This window comes from Rahnella victoriana, from assembly GCF_004330295.1.
Taxonomy (GTDB): domain Bacteria; phylum Pseudomonadota; class Gammaproteobacteria; order Enterobacterales; family Enterobacteriaceae; genus Rahnella; species Rahnella victoriana.
Genome location: NZ_SJOJ01000053.1, coordinates 3,733 through 5,348, shown reverse-complemented (window position 1 = coordinate 5,348; position 1,616 = coordinate 3,733). Strand labels below are relative to the sequence as shown.

At 53.0% G+C, this 1,616-nt stretch carries 1 rRNA gene; it reads left to right on the top strand.

From position 1 onward, the window contains the following. The first annotated feature begins 30 nt into the window (after positions 1-30). Positions 31-1,573, top strand: a 16S ribosomal RNA gene (locus EYY67_RS24110). Positions 1,574-1,616 lie beyond the last annotated feature (43 nt).

Sequence of the window (1,616 nt, the reverse complement as noted above, 5' to 3'; positions counted from 1 at the left end):
CGCTTCACTTGTTGAAGCAAATCGAACTTTTAATTGAAGAGTTTGATCATGGCTCAGATTGAACGCTGGCGGCAGGCCTAACACATGCAAGTCGAGCGGCAGCGGAAAGTAGCTTGCTACTTTGCCGGCGAGCGGCGGACGGGTGAGTAATGTCTGGGAAACTGCCTGATGGAGGGGGATAACTACTGGAAACGGTAGCTAATACCGCATGACCTCGCAAGAGCAAAGTGGGGGACCTTCGGGCCTCACGCCATCGGATGTGCCCAGATGGGATTAGCTAGTAGGTGAGGTAATGGCTCACCTAGGCGACGATCCCTAGCTGGTCTGAGAGGATGACCAGCCACACTGGAACTGAGACACGGTCCAGACTCCTACGGGAGGCAGCAGTGGGGAATATTGCACAATGGGCGCAAGCCTGATGCAGCCATGCCGCGTGTGTGAAGAAGGCCTTAGGGTTGTAAAGCACTTTCAGCGAGGAGGAAGGGTTCAGTGTTAATAGCACTGAACATTGACGTTACTCGCAGAAGAAGCACCGGCTAACTCCGTGCCAGCAGCCGCGGTAATACGGAGGGTGCAAGCGTTAATCGGAATTACTGGGCGTAAAGCGCACGCAGGCGGTTTGTTAAGTCAGATGTGAAATCCCCGAGCTTAACTTGGGAACTGCATTTGAAACTGGCAAGCTAGAGTCTTGTAGAGGGGGGTAGAATTCCAGGTGTAGCGGTGAAATGCGTAGAGATCTGGAGGAATACCGGTGGCGAAGGCGGCCCCCTGGACAAAGACTGACGCTCAGGTGCGAAAGCGTGGGGAGCAAACAGGATTAGATACCCTGGTAGTCCACGCTGTAAACGATGTCGACTTGGAGGTTGTGCCCTTGAGGCGTGGCTTCCGGAGCTAACGCGTTAAGTCGACCGCCTGGGGAGTACGGCCGCAAGGTTAAAACTCAAATGAATTGACGGGGGCCCGCACAAGCGGTGGAGCATGTGGTTTAATTCGATGCAACGCGAAGAACCTTACCTACTCTTGACATCCAGAGAATTCGCTAGAGATAGCTTAGTGCCTTCGGGAACTCTGAGACAGGTGCTGCATGGCTGTCGTCAGCTCGTGTTGTGAAATGTTGGGTTAAGTCCCGCAACGAGCGCAACCCTTATCCTTTGTTGCCAGCGAGTAATGTCGGGAACTCAAAGGAGACTGCCGGTGATAAACCGGAGGAAGGTGGGGATGACGTCAAGTCATCATGGCCCTTACGAGTAGGGCTACACACGTGCTACAATGGCATATACAAAGAGAAGCGAACTCGCGAGAGCAAGCGGACCTCATAAAGTATGTCGTAGTCCGGATTGGAGTCTGCAACTCGACTCCATGAAGTCGGAATCGCTAGTAATCGTAGATCAGAATGCTACGGTGAATACGTTCCCGGGCCTTGTACACACCGCCCGTCACACCATGGGAGTGGGTTGCAAAAGAAGTAGGTAGCTTAACCTTCGGGAGGGCGCTTACCACTTTGTGATTCATGACTGGGGTGAAGTCGTAACAAGGTAACCGTAGGGGAACCTGCGGTTGGATCACCTCCTTACCTAAAGATACGCATTGTGCAGTGTCCACACAGATTGTCTGAT